The sequence below is a fragment of the Alloalcanivorax gelatiniphagus genome (assembly GCF_005938655.1).
Classification (GTDB): Bacteria; Pseudomonadota; Gammaproteobacteria; order Pseudomonadales; family Alcanivoracaceae; genus Alloalcanivorax; species Alloalcanivorax gelatiniphagus.
Genome location: NZ_VCQT01000014.1, coordinates 1 through 19,352, shown reverse-complemented (window position 1 = coordinate 19,352; position 19,352 = coordinate 1). Strand labels below are relative to the sequence as shown.

At 66.8% G+C, this 19,352-nt stretch carries 13 protein-coding genes; 5 read left to right on the top strand and 8 right to left on the bottom strand.

The genetic code is table 11. The annotated features are described in order from the left end of the window. The first annotated feature begins 136 nt into the window (after positions 1–136). The gene (locus FGS76_RS02985) at positions 137–1,426 is read left to right on the top strand and encodes an NADH:flavin oxidoreductase/NADH oxidase family protein (RefSeq protein ID WP_138771147.1); all 1,290 of its coding nucleotides are present in this window, start codon (positions 137–139) and stop codon (positions 1,424–1,426) included. A gap of 140 nt (positions 1,427–1,566) precedes the next feature. Here FGS76_RS02985 and FGS76_RS02980 read toward each other — a convergent pair whose 3' ends face one another. Next, entirely contained in the window at positions 1,567–4,113 is a 2,547-nt protein-coding gene (locus FGS76_RS02980) for a hybrid sensor histidine kinase/response regulator (RefSeq protein WP_138771146.1), read from the bottom strand. A 130-nt stretch (positions 4,114–4,243) separates the two neighbouring features. On the opposite strand from FGS76_RS02980, the gene FGS76_RS02975 reads away from it, so the two are divergent. Then, on the top strand, positions 4,244–4,915 hold the full coding sequence (locus FGS76_RS02975; RefSeq protein WP_170214386.1) for a hypothetical protein: 672 nt from the start codon (positions 4,244–4,246) through the stop codon (positions 4,913–4,915). Positions 4,916–4,938: 23 nt separating this feature from the next. Here the strand turns inward: FGS76_RS02975 and FGS76_RS02970 are convergent, their stop codons facing one another. Beyond that, positions 4,939–5,817 (bottom strand): AEC family transporter, encoded by an 879-nt coding sequence (locus FGS76_RS02970; protein ID WP_138771144.1) that lies wholly within the window; start codon positions 5,815–5,817, stop codon positions 4,939–4,941. A 76-nt stretch (positions 5,818–5,893) separates the two neighbouring features. On the opposite strand from FGS76_RS02970, the gene mnmC reads away from it, so the two are divergent. Further along, a complete protein-coding gene (mnmC, locus tag FGS76_RS02965; protein WP_138771143.1) occupies positions 5,894–7,786 on the top strand; it encodes a bifunctional tRNA (5-methylaminomethyl-2-thiouridine)(34)-methyltransferase MnmC2/FAD-dependent 5-carboxymethylaminomethyl-2-thiouridine(34) oxidoreductase MnmC1 in 1,893 nt (630 codons plus the stop codon). A 142-nt stretch (positions 7,787–7,928) separates the two neighbouring features. Further along, positions 7,929–8,327 carry an MAPEG family protein gene (locus FGS76_RS02960; protein ID WP_138771142.1) on the top strand — a complete coding sequence of 133 codons (399 nt, stop codon included), beginning with the start codon at positions 7,929–7,931 and terminating at the stop codon, positions 8,325–8,327. A 122-nt stretch (positions 8,328–8,449) separates the two neighbouring features. Here the strand turns inward: FGS76_RS02960 and FGS76_RS02955 are convergent, their stop codons facing one another. The 6 genes from FGS76_RS02955 to smc form a co-directional block, all read right to left on the bottom strand. Further along, positions 8,450–8,677 carry a YheU family protein gene (locus tag FGS76_RS02955; protein ID WP_138771141.1) on the bottom strand — a complete coding sequence of 76 codons (228 nt, stop codon included), beginning with the start codon at positions 8,675–8,677 and terminating at the stop codon, positions 8,450–8,452. A gap of 25 nt (positions 8,678–8,702) precedes the next feature. Next, positions 8,703–9,128 (bottom strand): hypothetical protein, encoded by a 426-nt coding sequence (locus FGS76_RS02950; protein ID WP_138771140.1) that lies wholly within the window; start codon positions 9,126–9,128, stop codon positions 8,703–8,705. A 174-nt stretch (positions 9,129–9,302) separates the two neighbouring features. Continuing rightward, complete coding sequence (locus FGS76_RS02945) at positions 9,303–9,881, bottom strand: transglycosylase SLT domain-containing protein (protein WP_138771139.1); 579 nt, start codon at positions 9,879–9,881, stop codon at positions 9,303–9,305. Positions 9,882–10,020: 139 nt separating this feature from the next. Further along, positions 10,021–12,375, bottom strand: coding sequence for an NAD-dependent DNA ligase LigA (ligA, locus tag FGS76_RS02940; protein ID WP_138771138.1), 2,355 nt, complete (start codon positions 12,373–12,375; stop codon positions 10,021–10,023). 232 nt (positions 12,376–12,607) lie between these two features. Continuing rightward, entirely contained in the window at positions 12,608–13,654 is a 1,047-nt protein-coding gene (gene zipA, locus FGS76_RS02935; RefSeq protein ID WP_138771137.1) for a cell division protein ZipA, read from the bottom strand. A 54-nt stretch (positions 13,655–13,708) separates the two neighbouring features. Further along, the gene (gene smc / locus FGS76_RS02930; protein WP_138771136.1) at positions 13,709–17,209 is read right to left on the bottom strand and encodes a chromosome segregation protein SMC; all 3,501 of its coding nucleotides are present in this window, start codon (positions 17,207–17,209) and stop codon (positions 13,709–13,711) included. A 498-nt stretch (positions 17,210–17,707) separates the two neighbouring features. On the opposite strand from smc, the gene dbpA reads away from it, so the two are divergent. Beyond that, on the top strand, positions 17,708–19,087 hold the full coding sequence (dbpA, locus tag FGS76_RS02925; protein WP_138771135.1) for an ATP-dependent RNA helicase DbpA: 1,380 nt from the start codon (positions 17,708–17,710) through the stop codon (positions 19,085–19,087). Positions 19,088–19,352 lie beyond the last annotated feature (265 nt).

Below are 19,352 nucleotides of genomic sequence, written 5' to 3'. Positions count from 1 at the left end.
CGCGATTATCCCGGCGCCGGCAAGGCCGCGCAACACGGCGCCGATTGGCCCGCATGGACCACGCCACTCGGGGCACACTGACGCCACTTTATTCGCGCCACTGTTATTGATCAGCACCACCGCCATGAGGACCGCCATGACCGTGCCCCAGGAACAGCCCGCCACTCTCGACCAGTCCGTTACGCTTGATCAACCCATTACTCTTGATCAACCGTTGACCCTGCCCTGCGGCGCCACCCTCAAGAACCGCCTGGCCAAATCCGCCATGAGCGAAACCCTGGGCACCCCCGGCAACCGAATGACACCGCGTCTGCCCCGGCTCTACCGCACCTGGGCCCGGGGCGGCACCGGCCTGCTGATCACCGGCAATGTGATGGTGGACCAGCGCGCCATCGGCGAACCCTGCAATGTGGTGGTGGAAGATCGCCGCGACCTGCCCCGGCTGCGCGACTGGGCGCGGGCCGGCAAGGAAACCGGCGCCGCCATCTGGGTGCAGATCAACCATCCCGGCAAACAGGCGCCGGCGGCCCTCAACCGCCGCTCGGTGTCGCCCTCCGCCCTGCCCTTCGAGGACCCGGGCCTGAAGCGTTTTTTCCATACCCCAAAAGCGCTCAGCGAAGAGCAGATCCGCGACATCGTGCGGCGCTTCGGCGAGACCGCCGCGATCATGAAGGAAGCGGGCTTCGACGGCGTGCAGATCCACGGCGCCCACGGTTATCTGGTGAGCCAGTTCCTGTCGCCGCGCCATAACCGCCGCGAGGACCGCTACGGCGGCAGCCCGGAGAACCGGCGCCGCTTCGTGCTGGAGGTTTACGACGAAATGCGCGCCCGGGTGGGCGACGACTTTCCCGTGTCCATCAAACTGAACTCGGCGGATTTCCAGAAAGGCGGCTTCAGCGAGGACGAGTCCATGGCGGTGGTGGAGGCCCTGGCCGCCCGCGGCATCGATCTGATCGAGATTTCCGGCGGCACCTATGAGGCGCCGCGCATGGCCGGCGCCGGGGTGCGCGAATCGACACGGCGCCGGGAGGCCTACTTTCTCGAATACGCGGAGCAGGTCCGCCAGCGGGTGGCGGTGCCGTTGATGGTCACCGGCGGCTTCCGCTCCCGGGAAGGCATGGTCCGGGCGCTGGCCGACGGCGCCACCGATCTGATCGGCCTGGCCCGGCCACTGGCCCTGGACCCGGCGTTGAGCGCCCGGCTGCTGGCCGGCGAGGACGTGACCAGCCCGGTGGCGCCGATCCGCACCGGCATCCGCGCGGTGGACAACGCGGCGATGATGGAAGTGTCCTGGTACACCCTGCAACTGGCGCGCATGGGCCGGGGCAAGGCACCGCTGCAAAACGCCGGCGGCCTCAGCTCGTTGCTGAAAATCGCCGGCACCCTGGGCTGGCGCCGTCTCAGAATGGGCCGCCTGCGCGCCTGACCCGCCCCCCCTCTGATCCACCCTCCTGTAGGAGCGGCTTCAGCCGCGATTGCCCACGCAGGGAAGGGTAGCGAGGGATCGCGGCTGAAGCCGCTCCTACAGAGAGGGTGGCGTAGAGGGTGGCGTAGAGGGTGCGTAGTTCAGGGGGCGCTCAGGTATTGGTGCAGCGCGGCCTGCATGGCGCTCAGGGTGAGGGGTTTGATCAATTGCCCGTCCATGCCCACCTCGCGGATGCGCTTGGCGTATTCGGGCATGATGTGGGCGCTGAGCGCCAGAATCACCGCCGGCCGCCAGCCGTTTTTCTGTTCCAGGGCACGCATCCGGCGGGCGCTTTCAAAGCCGTCCATCACCGGCATATCCAGGTCCATCAGCACCAGACGATAGGCGCCACCGCCGGCGCGGAAATGTTCCAGCGCCTGGTGGCCGTCGTCGCCGAGCACCGGGGCCGGCACGCCCAGGCGCTCCAGGTAGCCACGGGTGACCATCTGGTTCACCGGATTGTCCTCCGCCACCAGCACCCGCAGGCCGCCGTGGGCGGGCTCGGGCTCGCGCTGGGCGATCAGCGGCACCCGCCCCGGGCCATCGTCGCTGAGCAATTGCTGCAGCTCCGCCACCGTCAGCACCGCGCGACGCACCAGGGTGATGTCGTCGCGCATCACCACCTCGCCGCTTTCGCGCATGCCGCACAGCAACACCGGCCGGAAGCCGGTACCGCGCTGGCGCGCCGGGCGCAGCCCCTGGTCGAGCTGCACCCCGTCGGTGACGCCATGGACCAGCAAATGGGTCACCGGCGACCGGGCCAGGGCATCGCGCACGCCGTTCAGGTCGGTGACCACGGTGACATGGGCAAAACGGGGATCGCGGCACAGCAGCGCCTTGAGATTACCCGACTGATCCCACACCAGCGCCGGCTCCCGGGTCGGCTCCGGCATCGGTACCGGCGGCGTGACCATCGGCACGGTGAGGATAAAGTGGAAGCAAGAGCCCTGGCCCGGGGCACTGCGCAACTGGATGTCGCCGCCCATCAAACGCACCAGTTCCTGGCTGATCGACAGGCCCAGGCCGGTGCCGCCGAAACGCCGGGACACCGACGCCGAGGCCTGGCTGAAATGCTGGAACAGGCGGCGTTGCTCGTCCTTGCTCATGCCCAGGCCGTTGTCTTCCACCGCGAACCGGATCACCGCCCGGTCGTCGTTCAGGCTCAGACAGCGGGCGCTGACCCGCACCCAGCCATGGCGGGTGAACTTCACCGCGTTGGAAACCAGATTGGTGAGCACCTGACGCAGGCGAGGCGCGTCACCGCTCACCACCGCCGGCAAATTCGGGTCCACGTCCACCAGCACCAGATCGCCGTTGTCGCTGGCCGGCAGGCTGAACATATGGGCACAGTCGATAACCAGCGCCGCCGGATCGAAGTCCTCCGCCTCCAGTTCCAGCTTGCCGGCCTCCAGCTTGGAGTAGTCGAGCACATCGTTGACCAGGGTATTAAGGGTGCGGCCGGCGTTTTCGATCAGGCCGATATAATCCTGCTGGCGCGGCGACGGGTTGGTTTCGCGCAGCAGTTCCGCCAGCCCCAGCACGCCGTTGAGCGGGGTGCGGATTTCATGGCTCATGCGCGCCAGAAACTGACTCTTGGCGCGTACCTCCGCGCGCCCGCGAATGGCGCGGCCGGCCACACGCATGAAGATCAGGCTGGCGGCCAGCACCGCCAGATACAGCAGCAACAGACCGGCCACTATCCAGGCGGTAACCAGGTCGCCATGATCGGCGGCGCGGTCCGCCAGCCGTTCCGCCAGATCCAACAGGAATTCGTCGAAGCTGTTCAGCGCGGCCTGGCGGGCGCCGCTTTCCGCCACCACCTCCTGCCAGGTCAGCGTCACCGTCTCCGGCCGCACCAGCCCGGCCTCGGCCCAGGCCAGGTAGTCTTGCAACTCGGCGCGCAGGTTGCGCCAATGTTGCCGCAGGCGGTCGTCGTCGGCCCGCGCCGCCAGCGCCTGGGCCTGCCCTTCCACCTGCAACAGGCGCTCACCGAGCCGGGATACCGCCCGCGTCAGGCGGCGGTGATCCTCCTCCCCCAGCTGGCCGTCGCCGGCGGCGGCGTACAGCCCCACCGCCCGGATAATCCCCAGGTCCAGGCGCAGTTCATAGATGCCGGTGAGCGTCAGCGACAGGGCTTCGGTGGGACGGGGGCGGGTTTCGGCGGCCAGATCGGACATATACAGCACCGCGGCCAGGGTGCGGTAGAGATGCTCGTTGACCTGCTCAACGCTGTCGAAAATGGCGGCCGCGCCCTGCTGATCCAGCGCCCGGTCGGACAACGGCCGCAACTCCCGCCAATCACGCACCAGCCCCCGGGTCTGGTCCGGCAAACCGGCCACCCGGTCGGAAACGCTCTGATCAAGCAGCGCCTGCAGGCGCTGGCCGGTGAGTTCCTGGGCGCCACGCCAACGCTCCTCCAGCGGCGGCAGCGGCCAGCGGCCCACCGCCGGGGAAAAGTCACGCACTCTTTCCAGCGGCGCGATCACCGCCATGCCGGTGCGGAACAGACTCAGGTCCTCGGCCATGGCCAGGTGATGCTCGCGCTGCTCCCAGCGGTACTGAAACACCAGACCCGCCACCAACAGAAACGGCAAAGTGACAAGAATCACCAGCAACAGGGTGGCCGAGTACTTTTTGGGTTGTGCCATTCATGCCCCCCAAGGAGCCGCGGGTCGGACCGCGCGTGCCAAGGCGTTGCTGTCACTTTATCATGGCCCGGTGAACGAACCGTATACCCGGCCCCGGGGGACCCCATTGCAGACAGTCAGGCCGAAATTCTTGGTGCTTCTCAAGCCGCCGGTGGCGCCGTTACTGGCACTGTCATTGGCACTGTTACTGGCGGCCTGTCAGGGACCGGCGCCGGCCACCCTGCCCAACCTGCAAGCCGGCGGCACCCTGCCCCGTCCGGCGAACGCGGCGCCGGCGCAATTGGACGGTTACCAGATGCCAGCACGGCTGGCCGGTCTGGAGGGCGACGGCGCCATCAGCCGGCCCGGGGAGGACGGCTGGCGGCAATGGCGCTTCGCCGACGCGGACACCCGGCTCAAGGTGACACTCTATGGGCTGCCCGGCGGCTGGCAGGATTTGAGCGCCACCCGCATCGTCAGCGGACATTACGGCCAACTGCGCCAACAGCGCGTCAACCGGGTGTATAACAGCCGGGATCAGTCGATCCGTGTGGTGGGGGAGAGATTGTTCGATCTGGAAGGCCATGTCACCGCCAGCGGTGCCTGGCTGATTAACCGCCCGGGGCAACGGCCGCTCCATGAGACCCTGCTGCTGACCACCGGGCCCGGGCATTTCATCCGGCTGGAGGCGGCGTCCCGGCAGCGCGACACCACCGCCCTGCTGCGTCTCAGCAAACGGGCCCTGGCGGAGTTCCGGGCCGGCCAGCGGCGCGTCGAAGACAGCGGCGCCGGCAAGATGGAAGCGCCGCCCGCCGCGAAATAAGGCGGGCGGTACGGCGACCGCCGCTAGGGCAACGCCACCGCCAGCAACAGCGGCAGGGTCAAAAACGAAAGCAGCGTGGAGAACACCACCATGGCCGCCACTTCCTCCGGGCCCTGGCGGTAGGTCTGGGCGAGCAGATAGTTGAACACCGCCACCGGCATGGTGGACTGGATCAGAATGACGCCGCGCAGCACGCCGTCCACGCCGGCCAGTTCGCACACCAGCCAGGCGGCGGCGAAGCCCAGCACCAGCCGCAGCACCGAGAAGGCGGCGCCGGGGCCGGCATGGCGCACCCGCAGTTGGGACAGCGACACCCCCAGGGTGATCAGCATCAGCGGGATGGTCAGGTCACCGATCAACGCCACGCTGTTGAACAGCCACTCCGGCAGCCGCACCTGAAACAGCACCATGGCCACGGCGATCACCACCGACACCAGAATCGGATGCCGGAACAGCTTCCAGGACAGCCCCTGGCCGCTGACCACCGCCAACCCGAACGAGAACTGCACCACCGAGGTGAGCATCATCCAGGCCAGCCCCAGGGCCAGGCCATGGTCGCCGAACGCCAGCATCGACAGCGGCAGCCCCATGTTGCCGGTGTTGGGAAACATCATCGACGGCAGGAACACGCGCAACGGCCGGCCGGACAGGTGCAACACCAGCCAGGCCACCAGGCCGGTCACCGTGAGCACCGCCAGGAACAGGCCGGTGACCCGCGCCAGGGCGGCCAGGTCCAGATCGCTTTTGCCCAGGGTGGCGACGATCAGGCAGGGCGTGGCCACGGTGGTGACCAGGGCGGTGACCATGCGCATGTCGAAGGGCCGGCCGCTGCGCCCCCAGAAAAAACCGATGCCGGCGCAGGCCAGCACCGGCGCCATCACCGCCCAGATTTTCGCGATCATGCTACTATCTCCGCCCCGGCGAACCGCGCCGGGCAGTTGCGATTCAAGCGGCGTAGTGTGAGGAGCCCGCCCCATCATGTCCATCGGCGATTTTGCCCCGATCCGCCCGGCCCGCCTGCACTGGCAGGACCACACCCCGGTGGCCACCGACTACGACGATCCCTACTTCTCGCGCCAGGATGGCCGCGCCGAAAGCCACTATGTATTTCTCCAAGGCAACCGGCTGCCGGAGCGGTTCGCGGCGCTGGCCGACGGCGACGGCTTCGTGATCGGCGAGACCGGTTTCGGCACCGGCCTGAACATGCTGCTGGCCGCCGCCCTGTTCCGCCGGCTTGCCCCGGCCGGGGCGCGGCTGGATCTGTTCTCGGTGGAGAAGCATCCGCTCACCGCCGCTGACCTGGACCGGGCCCTGGCCGCCTGGCCGGACACCGCCGACACCCCGGAGTGGGACGCGCTCCGCGACGCCCTGCGCCAACAGTACCCGCCGGCATCGCCGGGTTGCCACCGGCTGTGGCTGGCGGACAATGTCAGCCTCACGCTGATGCTGGGCGAGGCGGAACCGCTGTGGCGGCTGTGCCCGGCGCAAGTGGACGCCTGGTTCCTGGACGGCTTCGCCCCGGCGCGCAACGGGGACATGTGGCAACCGGCCCTGTTCCGGCAACTGGCGGCGCACAGTCGGCCCCGCGCCACCCTGGCCACCTTCACCGCCGCCGGCGCGGTGCGCCGAGGGCTGGCGGACGCCGGTTTTCAGGTCCAGCGCATCGACGGCTTTGGCCACAAACGGCACATGGTGGTGGGCAGCTTCGGCGCGGACCCGGCGGCCTGGCGCCCGGCGCGCCAACGCCGGGGCCAAGCGTTGGTCGTCGGCGCCGGCCTGGCCGGGGCCACCGCCGCCCGGGCCCTGGCGGAGCGCGGCTGGCAGGTTACCGTGCTGGACCCGGCGGGCATCGCCACGGCGGCCTCCGGCAACCACGCCGGCGTGGTCTACAGCACCCCCAGCCCGCACCTCACCGCTCAGAATCGCTTCTATCAATTGAGTTACGGCCATGCCCTGCGCTGGCTGGCAAGGCACCGTTTCCCGGGCGACGGCCAGGGCGCCCTGAACGGGGTGGTACAGCACTATGTGGACGACAAACAGAGCGCCAAGATCCGCGCCGCCGCCGACAGCGGCGCCTGGCCGGACTCCCTGCTGCTGGCCGGCGACCACCGCGCGGAGCTGCGCGGCGGCGGCTACCTGAATCCCCCCGCCTGGTGCCGCACCCTGCTCGACCATCCGGCGATCCGGGTGCGCCAGGCCGCCGTCACCGCCCTGGCCAGCGGCACGCCGGCCCTGGCCACCCTGGACGACGGTGAACAGATGAACGCCGATGCGATCGTGATCGCCACCGCCGGCGCCGCCAAGCAGCTCACCGTGGACGGCGCCACCCTGGACTGGCTGCCACTGAAATTGATTCGCGGCCAGGTCAGCTACTGCGCCGCCACCGAGGCCAGCACCGCCTGGCAGCAGGCCCAATGCCACGGCGGCTACCTGACCCCGGCTCTGGATGGCCTGCACTGCGTGGGCGCCACCTTCGACCTGCACAACCCGGACCCGGCGCCCCGGGACCAGGACGACGCCGACAACTTGGCGCAACTGCGCCACCACCTGCCGGACCACTGGGCGGAGCTCGGCGGCGAGCACATCCAGGTGGTGAACCGACGCGTGGGCCTGCGCTGCCAGAGCACCGACTTCCTGCCCCTGGCCGGCCCCCTGCCGGACCCGGCCCGGGACGACCTGGCCGCCCTGCCCGGCCTGTGGCTGAACATCGCCCACGGCAGCCGCGGCATCACCGGCACGCCGCTGTGCGCGGAAATCCTCGCCGACCGCATCAGCGACGCCCCGCCACCGGCGGACCGGCCATTGCTGGACGCGCTGGATCCGGGAAGATTCTTAAGAAGAAAAAAGAAGAAGTTAAAAGTTAAAAGTTAAAACGCGACCATGGCCTTGCCAGCCGTCATGGCCGTGCCCGCGCTCAGGGGAAAACCGGTAATGCCCGGGCCAAGGTGCCCAAACCCGGCTTCCTTTCAACTTTCAACTTTCAACTTGTAACTTAAACCCATGAGGCTGCCCCATGTTCCCAATCACCGCCCTCTACGCCGCGCTCTGCGGCCTGCTCATTCTCGCCCTGTCGTTCAACGTGGTGCGCTACCGCTTCGGCCGGGGTGTGTCCCTGGGCGACGGCGGCGACATCCACATCAACCGGGCGGTGCGCGCCCATGGCAACGCGGTGGAGTACGTGCCCCTGGCGCTGATTCTGATCGGTTTGCTGGAGGGCAATAACGGCAACGCCTGGGCGTTGAATCTGTACGGGCTGGTGCTGGTGCTGGGCCGTCTGGCCCACGCCTGGGGCATGGTCGGGCCGGGCAGCGAGGTGAACAGCTTCCGCAAGCTGGGGATCGTCGCCACCTGGGCGGTGCTGCTGGCGGCCAGCGTGCATTTGCTGGTGATCGTGGGGTTGTATCGCGGCTGAAGCCGCTCCTACGGAAACGAACGTGGTAGGAGCGGCTTCAGCCGCGATTGGGGTGGGTGCCAGCTTCAATCGCGACTGAAGTCGCTCCTACAGCTTTCGAAGACGACTGGGGGCTGGGTATCTTACAGCCCCGCTTCACGGAGCTGCTCTCGGTTGAAGATGGACACCGTTTCCGTGGCTTCGTCGAACACCACCGCCGCCTCGCCCCGTTTCAGCTGGGCGCGCACCTGCTCCACCTTGGTGGCGGTGGCGATTTCCTGCTCGCCGTAATCGGTGCCATCACGGGTGACGAATTCCTCGATCAGGTTGTGCAGGGCGTCGGCGGGAATCTCCTGCCAGGGAACGATCATCGGCTACCTCTGAACATATCCGGTGCTAAACAACATTGCCTTCCCGGGACCATTCGCAGCGTACCCGCAGCGGGTCGTCGGAGGGTTCGTGGTAATCGTCGGCGCAGTCCCAGTGAAAGGTGTGGGTGCCGGCCAGCTCGGTGTCCAGATGCACCACCGCGCTGACCCAGTACATCTGCTTGAGCAACCGCTCGAACTTGGCGATCCAGTGGGCCCATTCGTACTCCACCGCCCGGTAGGACTGGCCGAAATGAATCACCTGGGTCTGGTACCCGCCACCGCCCGGGTCCCCGGAAAACGCGAACATATCCTGGCCAAGAAACGGCGACCCGTCCGCCTCCGGCAGAGCGCGGATGGCACGACGGTTATGGAAACAACTGGCCTTGCGCTGCCGCTCGTCCCCGAATGGCAGGTGTTTGATGCAGCCGTAGACAATCGACTCGTTATCCAAACTTGCTCCTGGATTCAGGGAGGCGACCACAATAGCCCGTTATCAGGGGCAAGTTGAAAGTTCAAAGTTAAAAGTTGAAACGCGGCGCTGGCCTTGCCAGCGGTCATGGCCGTACCCGCGCTTAGCCCAAAGGCCGGCCTCCTTTTAACTTTCAACTTGTAACTTTCAACTCCCTTAACGCCCACACCGCTCCATCTGCACCGCATAACGGCTGGCCATGTCCTGGGCGCGGCGGGCCGAGCGTTGCATGTAGGGGCGGCTTTTCCAGACGCCGCGGGCGTAGCCTCCGTGGCCGGCGTAGTAGGCCAGGTAAAGATGGTAGGCGTCGTTAAGGGCGATGCCGTTGCGCACATGGCTTTGGTAATGGTACCAGCCGACGAAGTCCACGGCGTCGCCGAAGTTGTCCCGCTTGGCGCCGCCGTGACCGGTTTCACGCTGGTACCAGGCCCAGGTGCCGTCCAGGGCCTGGGGATAGCCGTAGGCGCTGGACGGCCGCTTCCAGGGAATAATGCCGAGCAGTTTGGTGCGCGGCGGCTTGGCGTGGGCCTGGAAGCCGGATTCCTTGTAGATGGTGGCCATCAGGATCGCCACCGGCACGCCGTATTCATTCTCGCTGCGCTTGGCGGCCTTGTACCAGTTGTTGAACCAGCCGCCCTTCTGGTCGAACACCGCGCAGACGTCATCGATGTGGGTGGGGGTGGTGGCGCAGCCGCCGAGCAGCAGCAGCGTGAGCGTCACAATCAGCACGCGCATGGAGGGACCTCGAAAATCCGGCTTGGCGACATGGTACCGGGCGCGGCGGCGGGCCGCCATCCTGGCGGGACCGGCGCGCGGGGGGGGATCGCGGCTGAAGCCGCTCCTACATAACAAGGAGCCCGCCGTAGGAGCGGCTTCAGCCGCGATCCCCCGCGGACTCGGCGAGAAATTCCATGAACTGGTCCTCGTCCATCACCTCCACGCCCAGCTTTTCCGCCTTGGCCAGCTTGGAGCCGGCGGCTTCGCCGGCCACCACCCGGGCGGTGCTTTTGGAGACGCTGCCGGCGACCTTGGCGCCCAGGCTTTCCAGGCGTTCCTTGGCCTCGCTGCGGGTGAGCCGGCTCAGGGTGCCGGTGAGTACCCAGGTCTGGCCGTCCAGGGGGCGATTTTCTTCCTCCGCCGGAGTCGTCTTCTTCTTCAATGTCTGTACTTGCACCCAGGCTTCTTCAAAACGTTTTTCCCAGCCATCCGAGTTTAGCGCCACAGAAATTTTATCCAGAATACCAGCTTTGATACCCGGCACCGCTTCGCTCTCATCTGAACGGATTGCTTCCATCAGAGCATCCCAACTCTGATAGTAACTCCCAACATTGTCCAAAGTCTTCTGCCCTACCCCCTCTACGCGCATACCCATTCGTTTGGCCGATTGAAGCAGTGCAGATAGCGTAAGACTATTAACGAATGAGGCAGATGGCTTACCGGAGGACTGAGGTTTCACCCCACCTCCCTCGTGGTCCTGGTCAGCGATCAAGCCATCTATAACTTCTTTATTGTGCTCCTCAGAGAAGAAGGCAGAGATTGCTCTTGCCACCTCCGTTCCGACATCCGGAACCTGAAGAAGCAGCAAAGGCGATGCGTCACGAATCGCTTGTAGGTCACCGAAACAGTCCGCCAGGGCCTTCGCGGTTTCCTCGCCAATCTGCAGGATACCCAGGGCGAACAGAAAGCGGTTGAGTCTGACCTGTTTGGACGCTTCCAAGGCCTCAATCAGGTTATCGGCGGACTTCTCGCCCATCCGCTCCAGGCCGGCCACGTCCTCCGCCTTGAGGCGGTAGAGGTCGGCCACGTTGTCCACCAGGCCCTGGTCCACCAGGGCGTCCACCAGCTTGTCGCCCAGGCCTTCGATGTCCATGGCCCGCCGCGAGGCGAAGTGCTTGATGGCTTCGCGGCGCTGGGCGCCGCAGATCAGGCCGCCGGTGCAGCGCGCCACCACGCCGTCGTCGGCGCGCAGGATTTCGCTGCCGCACACCGGGCATTCCTCGGGCAGATGGATTTCCCGGGCGTCCTTGGGGCGCCGCTCCGGCAGAGCGCGCACCACCTTGGGGATCACGTCGCCGGCCCGGTACACCACCACGGTGTCGCCGATGCGAATATCCAGGCGGCCGATCTCGTCGATATTGTGCAGGGTGGCGTTGCTGACGGTGACGCCGCCCACCTGCACCGGTTCCAGTTTAGCCACCGGGGTCAGGGCGCCGGTGCGGCCCACCTGCCACTCCACGCCGTTGAGCACGGTGAGCTCTTCCTGGGCGGGAAACTTGTGGGCGATGGCCCAGCGCGGCGCGCGGCTGACAAAGCCCAGATCGCGCTGCCAGTCGAGACGGTCCACTTTGTAGACCACCCCGTCGATGTCGTAATCAAGCTGGTCACGCCGTTGCTGGATGTCGTTATAGAACGCCAGCAGCGCCTCGAGGCCCTGGCAGCGTTTCACCTCCGGATTAACGCGCAGGCTCAGTCCGCGCAGGCGCTCCAGCATGGCGGAGTGGGTGTCCGGCCAATCCTCGCCTTCCAGCCGCGCCACCGAATAGGCGTAGAACTCCAGGGGCCGCTCGGCGGTGATGCGCGAGTCCAGTTGCCGCAGGCTGCCGGCGGCGGCGTTGCGCGGGTTGGCGAACACCTTCTGCTCCGCTTCCTGCTGGCGGCGGTTGAGTTGTTCAAAACCGGAGTGCGGCATCACCACCTCGCCGCGCACTTCCAGCAGCGCCGGCGGGTTGTCGCCGCGCAGGCGCAGGGGCACCGATTTGATGGTGCGCACGTTGGTGGTGATGTCCTCGCCGGTCTCCCCGTCGCCGCGGGTGGCGCCGCGTACCAGTTCGCCGTTTTCGTAGACCAGTGATACCGCCAGGCCGTCCAGCTTGGGCTCCGCCACATAGTCTATGGGGCCGCTCACATCCAGGCGCTCGCGCACGCGCTGGTCGAAGTCACCCAGTTCCTCGTCGCTGAAGGCGTTGCCGAGGCTGAGCATGGGCACCGCGTGGCGCACCTCGTCGAACGCTTCAAGGGGCGCGTCACCGACCCGCTGGGTGGGGGAATCGGCGGTGATCAGGTCCGGGTGCTGTTGTTCCAGTTCCTGGAGGCGGCGGAAGACGCGGTCGTATTCCGCGTCCGGCACCGCCGGGTCGTCCAGGGTGTAGTAGCGGTAGGACCAGTCATTAAGGGTGTCGCGCAGTTTCTTGATCTCGTCGGCGGGGGCCGGGGCGTTCTTCGAGGTCACTGGGAATCGGGTCCTTGGGTTACGGGTGCCGGATTTTGTCGGGGTCGGGCTGTGCACGGAGTCGGTTTAGGGCGGCCGGCGGGCGCTCCGCTTCGGCCGCGATAACGATCGGGTGGGTTCCGACGAGGCCGTTATCGCGGCTGAAGCCGCTCCTACCGTGTTGCCGTCTTGCCGTGTTGCCGTGTTGCCGTGTTGCCGTGTTGCCGTGTTGCCGTGTTGCCGTGGGCGCCGGTCAGGCGCCGTGGGAGACGCGCTGGCGGCGCTCGAATTCCTGCACGCGCTGGCGCAGGTGTTCCATGGTTTGCGGGGTCAGCACGCTGCGCTGTTCATCCTTGAGGTCGCCGTCCAGTTCCTCGGCCATGCGGCGGCCCACCGCCAGCATGCGGTCCAGGGCGGCCAGCGGTTCACCGGGGCCGGGCAGTTTCATGAAAAAGGTGATGCCGGCGAATTGCTCTTCTTCCATGGTGTCGATGTCGAAGGTGCCCGGCTCCACCGCGTTGGCCACGGAGAATTCCAGACGCTCCTGGCCGGCGGTTTCCCGGTGGCGGTGGAAGATGTTCATGTCGCCGTAGCGCAGGCCGCTTTCCAGCAGCAGCCGCAGCATGGCCTGGCCGTCGAAGCGGTCCGGGCGGCGCGAGATCAGATGGAACACGATCACTTCCAGGGGCGCGGACTCCGGGGCCTGGGCGCGGGGCTTTTTGGCGCGGGGCGGTTCGGGGGCGTCTTCCCGGGTATCGCGGCTGAAGCCGCTCCTGCGGACGGGGTCGGCGGTGTTCGTCGCTTCGGTGGCGCGGGGCGGTTCCGGGCGTTCGTGTTGTCGCGGCTCCGGCAGGCTTTCTTCCCGGGGCGGCGGCGTTGCCGGCTCGCGCACCCGGGGCGCCGGTTCGTGTTCCTCTTCCTGTTCGGGCTCGTCGGCACCGAACAGGCTCTGCTGCTCGGCGCGGCGGGCGGCGCTGATCTCGGCCGGGTCCTGCTGAGGGGCCGGTTCGTCCGGGTCCATCATCATCGGCGGATCGACGGCGTCGTCCTGGTCCACCCGGCCCATATCGAAACCGGGCTGCATCTCGTCCCGCCGACGCACCCGGGGCTTGCCCAGATCGGTGGGGTAGTCGTCCTCGTCCGGGTCCTGGCCCGGGCTTTTTTCCTTGCCGAAGCGGCGGTCGATGCGCATGCGCAGGCGGCCGTGCCGCTCGCGGATCATGCGCCGCACGCCATCGGCAAGAATCAGCAGGATCAGAATAACCAGAATGCCGATCAGTGTTTCCAGATTCAGGCCCATTTTGCCTCTTCCTTAGCTTGGCTCGCGTCGCCCAGATTCATTGGATCACCATCGTTACATGGCCGCCATTTCGGCGGCCTCGTCCACGTCCACGGACACCAGGCGGGACACGCCCGGCTCGTGCATGGTCACGCCCATCAGGGTGTGGGCCATTTCCATGGCGATCTTATTGTGCGTGATATAGATAAACTGTACCCGCTCGGCCATTTCCGACACCAGATTACAGAACCGTCCCACGTTGGCGTCGTCCAGCGGCGCGTCCACCTCATCCAACAGACAGAACGGCGCCGGGTTCAGTTCGAAAATACTGAACACCAGGGACAAGGCGGTGAGCGCCTTCTCGCCGCCGGACAACAGGTGGATGGTGCTGTTGCGCTTGCCCGGGGGCCGCGCCATGATCGCCACGCCGGTGTCGAGCAGGTCTTCGCCGGTCAGCTCCAGATAGGCGTGGCCGCCGCCGAACACCTTGGGGAACAGCTCCTGGAGCCCCTTGTTGATGCGGTCGAAGTACTCCTTGAAGCGGGTGCGGGTTTCCCGGTCGATCTTGCGGATGGCGTTTTCCAGGGTCTTGAGCGCGTCCTCCAGATCGTCGTTCTGCTGATCCAGGTACTGCTTGCGCTCGGACTGCTGCTGGTATTCGTCGATGGCGGCCAGGTTGATCTGCCCGAGGCGGCCGATGCGCTGGGCGATCTGCTCCAGCTCAGCGGACCAGTGCCGCTCATCCGCCTCTTCCGGCAGGTTGCGCAGCACCGTGTCCAGGTCGAAATGGTCCTCGTCCAGCTGCTCGGCCACGGTCTGCCGGCGGGTGGTCAGGTCCTGCCACTGCATGCGCTTGTTGTTGATGGTGTCGCGCACTTCCTGGGCCTGGCGCTCGTGCTGGCCGCGCCGGCCTTCCAGGTCGCGCATCTTGTGTTCCACGTCTTCCAGCTGGCGGCGCGCCTCGGTCAGGTGTTGCTCGGACTCCAGGCGCTGCTCCAGTTTTTCTTCCAGCTGTTCCTGCAACTCCCGGGCCGGGTCCTCATCGCCGCCGGCCTGCTGCTCCAGTTGCGCCTTGCGCTCGCTGAGCGCGGCCACCTGGGATTCCAGCCGCGCCAGGTTTTGGCGCAGGGACTCCGCCTGGGTGCGCGCGCCCTGGGCGTCCATGGCCAGCTGGTGGCTGCGGTCGCGGTGCTGGCGCGCCTGCTGGCGGGCGTCTTCCAGGCGGGCGCGGGTTTCGTCCCGGCGGGTCAGCAGCGCCTCGCGCTCGCCGGAGTCCTGCTCCATGGCATCCAGGGCTTCCTGAAGCACGGCGCGGGCTTCCTTGATCTGATTCTGTTCCTGGTCGAGCTGGCCACGGGCCTCGTCCATCTCTTTAGTGAGGCGTTCGCGGCGCATGGTGATCTGCTCCAGGCGCACCTGGCGGGCGCTGACCTGGGCGTTCACCTCGCCCAGCTCCCGGTTCAGGCGGCTGGCCTGGCGCTGCACTTCCTCGCGCTCTTCCTCCAACTCGGCGATGCGCTCACGGGCCTCTTCCAGGCCGGCTTTGAGCTCGTCCACCCGGGCCTGGCCGGTGTCGATGCGGCCGCCCAGGGCGTCCAGTTCCCGGCGCCGTTCCAGGATGCCGGCTTCCTGATCCTGCTCGCGCACCACCTTGAGCCAGTCGGCGCCCAGCCAGATGCCATCGCGGGTGACCACCGACTCGCCGGGGGCCAGCCGGCCGCGCAGCGCCAGGGCGGCGGGCAAATCCTCGGCGGCGTGGACGCCGGCCAGCAGCCCCTCGGGCACCTCGCCGGTGACGTAATTGCTCAGAGCATCGGCCGGGCCGGCCGCGGAAGACGGCGCCGCGCCATTGTCCACCAGGGTGACCCGGCCATGGGTCAGGTCGCCAAGCCAGTCCCCCACCGGGTCCAGGCCCTCGATGGCCACCGCCTGCAGGGCATCGCCGAGCACCGCTTCCACGGCTTTTTCCCAGCCTTCCGCCACCTCCAGCCGGTCCGCCAGACGCGGGCGCTGGTCCAGATCGTGCCGGGCCAGCCATTCGCTGACCGCGCCGTCGTCGCCCATGGCCGCTTTTTGCAGGGCCTCCAGGGAGGTGTGCCGGTTCTTGTCCGTTTGCAGCCGGTCCCGGGCCTCATCCAGCTCGCGGCCCCGGTCGCCGTTTTCCCGGCGCATCTGGTTGATCCGTTCCTGCAGGCTCTCGGCGCGCAGTTCGCTCTCTTCGCGCTGCTCCTTATATTCCTCCACCTGCTCCTCGAGCTGGCGCATCTCCTGGGCCAGCGGGCCGGCGTCCAGGGATTCCTGCTCCTTGGCCAGCCGCTCCAGGCGGTCGCCCAGGCGCTCGATGGATTTTTCCAGGTGCTGGATGCGCGACTGCTCCACCTCCGCCTGGCGGCGTGATTCGCCGGCCTTGTTGTTGAACCCTTCCCAGGCCTGCTGCCAGTCCTGCATGGCGTCCTCGGCCAGGGCCAGGGTCTCGGCGGCGGTCTCTTCCCGCTCGCGGGCCAGATCCAGGTCCGGCTCCAGGCCGGCCAGGCTCTCGTCCAGTTCCGCCAGCTTCTCCGCGTCGGTGCGCTGGTGCTGGTCGGCTTCCTTCCAACTGGCGGTGACCTGCTCCAGCTCCTCGTACAGCTGCTGGCGACGCTCGCGCTGGTGCTGGATACTCTGTTCCAGCCGCGCCACCTCGGCGCCCAGGGCGTAATAGCGCTGCTGCACCTGGTTGAAGTTCTCCTGCACGTCGTTATGGCTCTCGCGCAGGTGCTCGATCTCCGCGTCGGCGTGGCGCTGCTCGGCGATGCGCGCCTCCAGGGCCACTTCCAGCTCGGCGATGATCTGGTCCAGCTGACGCACCTGCTGATCCAGCCCCCGCCAGCGCAGCGCCTTCAACTGGGCGCCCTTCTGGCGCTCCTCTTCCTTATATTGCTTGTACTTCTCGGCGGCGGCGGCCTGGCGGCTGAGACGCTCCAGCTGGCGCTCCAGCTCATCACGGATATCGGTGAGCCGCTCCAGGTTCTCGCGGGTGCGGCGCATGCGGTTCTCGGTCTCGCGGCGGCGCGCCTTGTACTTGGAGATGCCCGCCGCTTCCTCGATATAGACCCGCAGTTCCTCCGGCTTGGCCTCGATCAGCCGGGAAATCATGCCCTGCTCGATGATCGCGTAGCTGCGCGGGCCCAGACCGGTGCCCAGGAAGATATCGGAGATGTCCTTGCGGCGGCACTTGGTGCCATTGAGGAAATAGTTGGACTGGCCGTCCCGGGTGACCTGGCGTTTCACCGAGATCTCGTTGAACTTGCCGTACTCGCCGGTAACGGTGGCATCGGAATTATCGAACACCAGCTCGATGGACGCCTGGGCTACCGGCTTGCGCGCGTTGGAGCCGTTGAAGATCACATCCGCCATGGACTCGCCGCGCAAATGCTTGGCGGAGGACTCGCCCATCACCCAACGCACCGCGTCGATGATGTTGGACTTGCCGCAGCCATTGGGCCCGACCACGGCGGTCAGATTGTCCGGAAACAGCGCCGACGTGGGGTCCACGAACGACTTGAAGCCGGCCAGCTTGATGGTTTTCAGTCTCATAGCGTGCGTATCGCGGCCGCAACCGCTCCAGAACAGGGCCAGGGGTCCCGCCTGGCTGGGGGACCGTAAGCAGAGCTTAAGCCGCCTAGTCTAGCGGCAAGCGGAGCCGAATTCACCCGGCGCGGCGCCACTTTCCGTGTGTTTGCCGTAACCAACCCACCCCGGGGTCGGACCACGCTAACCGGCTGATTTCAATAAAAATACCGTAAAATAACCCACCCAAATAGGGCTTAAAGCGTTTTATGGGCTCTCTGAAGAGGCCGCTAATGAGCCCAACCTCCTTATACGGCCCTGCTTGGACCCTTCTTTTCACCCCGAAAAAACCGGCTTATGGCCTTCTGTATTGGCCTGTGGCCCCATCTAGGTAACCTGGAATCAAGCAGTTAGCGTGGTCCGACCCCGGGTGGAGACCCCGGGTGGAACCAGCCGGCTGCGGGCAGTGCTTGATTCAGTGCTAGACTGCCGCCTCTTTTCGATGCACCCAAAGCAGGCGCCACCGTGACCAATACCGATTTTGCTTCTCTCCCGCTGGATGCCGCGACGCTGGCCAATCTGGCCTCGCTGGGCTTCTCTGCCATGACGCCGGTGCAGGCGCGCAGTTTGCCGCCGATCCTGCAGGGGCGGGACGTGATCGCCCAGGCGCGGACCGGGTCGGGGAAGACCGCGGCGTTCGGGTTGGGTTTGCTGCATCCGCTGAATCCCCGTTTCTACGGGTGCCAGGCGCTGGTGCTTTGCCCGACCCGGGAACTGGCGGATCAGGTGGCCCAGGAAGTGCGCCGGTTGGCGCGGGGAGCGGACAATATCAAGGTGCTGACGCTGTGCGGCGGGGTGCCCATGGGGCCGCAGGTGGGGTCCCTGGAGCATGGCGCCCAGGTGATCGTGGGCACGCCGGGGCGGGTGCAGAAGCACCTGGCCAAGGGCACCTTATCCCTGGATGGGCTGAATACCCTGGTGCTCGACGAGGCCGACCGGATGCTGGACATGGGCTTCGTGGACAGCATCAGCGAGATCATCGGGCAGACGCCGGCACGGCGTCAGACGCTGCTGTTTTCGGCCACCTGGCCGGCGGGCATCCGTGCCCTGGCGGACCGCTTTCTGCGTGACCCGGTCACCGTGGAGGTGGAGGACACCGACGACCGCCCCGCCATTGAGCAGCGCTTCTACGAGGTGGCGCCGGAGCAGCGGTTGGAGGCGTTGACGCGGGTGCTGTACAGCCTGCGGCCGGTTTCCTGTGTGGCGTTTTGCGTGACCAAGCAACAGTGCCAGGAGGTGGCCGATCATCTGGTGGCCAAGGGCGTGTCGGCGATGGCGTTGAACGGCGACCTGGATCAGCGTGACCGGGATCAGGTGCTGGGCCGCTTTGCCAATCGCAGCCTGTCGGTGCTGGTGGCCACGGACGTGGCCGCCCGCGGGCTGGACATCGCCGCGCTGGATCTGGTGATCAATGTGGAGCTGGCCCACGACCCGGACACCCATACTCATCGTATCGGCCGCACCGGCCGGGCCGGCGAGGCGGGTCTGGCGGTGAGCCTGGTGGCGCCCCGGGAAATGCGCCGGGCCCTGGCTCTGGAGGACCGGCTGGGCACCCTGCCCTGGCTGCCCCTGGAGGAGGTGCGCCCGCATGCGGACCGGAGCCCGCTGGAGGCGCCCATGACGACGCTGTGCATCGGCGCCGGGCGCAAACAGAAGCTGCGCCCCGGTGACATCCTGGGTGCGCTCACCGGCGACGCCGGCATCCCCGGCGACAAGGTGGGCAAGATTACCCTGTTCGACAACCAGGCCTATGTGGCGGTGGAACACGCCGTCGCCGACAAAGCCCTGCAGCGCCTCAATAGCGGCAAGATCAAAGGCCGCTCGCTCCGCGTCCGCCCGCTTTAACCGGCCGCTCTAACCGGGGTCGGACCACTCCAGGTTGTTGATTGTCATGGGAAAGGTGCGCTTTTTCGGTAGCCTCCAAGCCTTTAAAGAGCGTTTTAGCCCCCCAAAAGCCCGCTCAGGAATGGGAAGGAAAGGCTTAACACGCCTTTCTGACCAGAAAACGCCCTTCTAAGCAAACTAAACTGCTGAAAAACCCCCGCAAACCGCCTGAAATCAACTAGTTACGGTGGTCCGACCCCCATAAAAAAAGGTTCATCGCACTTTG

What these genes read in the sequence shown, in the direction of transcription:
- FGS76_RS02985 (WP_138771147.1), top strand. Translation starts at nt 137, where the DNA reads ATGACCGTGCCCCAGGAACAGCCCGCCACTCTCGACCAGTCCGTTACG.
- FGS76_RS02980 (WP_138771146.1), bottom strand. Translation starts at nt 4,113, where the DNA reads ATGGCACAACCCAAAAAGTACTCGGCCACCCTGTTGCTGGTGATTCTT.
- FGS76_RS02970 (WP_138771144.1), bottom strand. Translation starts at nt 5,817, where the DNA reads ATGATCGCGAAAATCTGGGCGGTGATGGCGCCGGTGCTGGCCTGCGCC.
- mnmC (WP_138771143.1), top strand. Translation starts at nt 5,894, where the DNA reads ATGTCCATCGGCGATTTTGCCCCGATCCGCCCGGCCCGCCTGCACTGG.
- FGS76_RS02960 (WP_138771142.1), top strand. Translation starts at nt 7,929, where the DNA reads ATGTTCCCAATCACCGCCCTCTACGCCGCGCTCTGCGGCCTGCTCATT.
- FGS76_RS02955 (WP_138771141.1), bottom strand. Translation starts at nt 8,677, where the DNA reads ATGATCGTTCCCTGGCAGGAGATTCCCGCCGACGCCCTGCACAACCTG.
- FGS76_RS02945 (WP_138771139.1), bottom strand. Translation starts at nt 9,881, where the DNA reads ATGCGCGTGCTGATTGTGACGCTCACGCTGCTGCTGCTCGGCGGCTGC.
- zipA (WP_138771137.1), bottom strand. Translation starts at nt 13,654, where the DNA reads ATGGGCCTGAATCTGGAAACACTGATCGGCATTCTGGTTATTCTGATC.
- smc (WP_138771136.1), bottom strand. Translation starts at nt 17,209, where the DNA reads ATGAGACTGAAAACCATCAAGCTGGCCGGCTTCAAGTCGTTCGTGGAC.